The sequence below is a fragment of the Pseudomonas sp. 30_B genome (genome assembly GCF_017491605.1).
In the GTDB taxonomy this organism is placed as follows: domain Bacteria; phylum Pseudomonadota; class Gammaproteobacteria; order Pseudomonadales; family Pseudomonadaceae; genus Pseudomonas.
The window spans coordinates 1-600 of sequence record NZ_JAFGYY010000110.1; the positions used below are offsets into that span (position 1 = coordinate 1).

At 71.2% G+C, this 600-nt stretch carries 1 protein-coding gene; it reads left to right on the top strand.

Annotated features, from left to right (window positions below; all coding sequences use genetic code 11):
* Nucleotides 1-252 precede the first annotated feature (252 nt).
* A partial coding sequence (locus tag J5M67_RS27460; protein WP_207888544.1) for an MFS transporter occupies nucleotides 253-600 on the top strand: 348 nt, incomplete at its 3' end.

Below are 600 nucleotides of genomic sequence, written 5' to 3' on the forward strand. Positions count from 1 at the left end.
GATCGGTCGCCCCCAAGCATGCGCCTGGCGGCGCATCGCGCGCAACCCGGCGAGCGCAAGCGAAGTGCACCGCGCTCCGCTAGAATCGGCGCTGTTTCGTTAAGCGCGATGTAAGCTTCGCGCGCCGTTCGCAGCCGATCGCCTTTCTTCGCCCAGCTTCCCGTGTCCGACCAGCCGCCCGATCTCGCCTCGCCCGCCTCAGCCCATCGCCGGCTTCCCGCCTCCGCCCGCCACCGCGCGCGGGCGGCCACGATGGCGCTTTTCTTCGTCGCCGGCATGATGTACGCGTCATGGGGCGTGCACGTGCCGACGGTGCGCGACAAGTTCGCGCTGTCGCCCGCGCTGCTGTCGTTCGCACTCCTCGCGGTCGCGATCGGCTCGATCGTCGCGATGACGACCAACGCGCGCTGGATCGCGCGCGTCGGCTCGCGCACCGCGTGCCTCGCCGGCGGCCTCGCGATGTCCGCGAGCGGCGCGCTGATCCTCGTCGTGCCGACCTACCCGCTGCTGCTCGCGGTGCTCGCGCTGTTCGGCTTCTCGATGGCGACGCTCGACGTGGCGATGAACGCCGAGGCGAGCGCCGTCGAATCGGCATTCGGC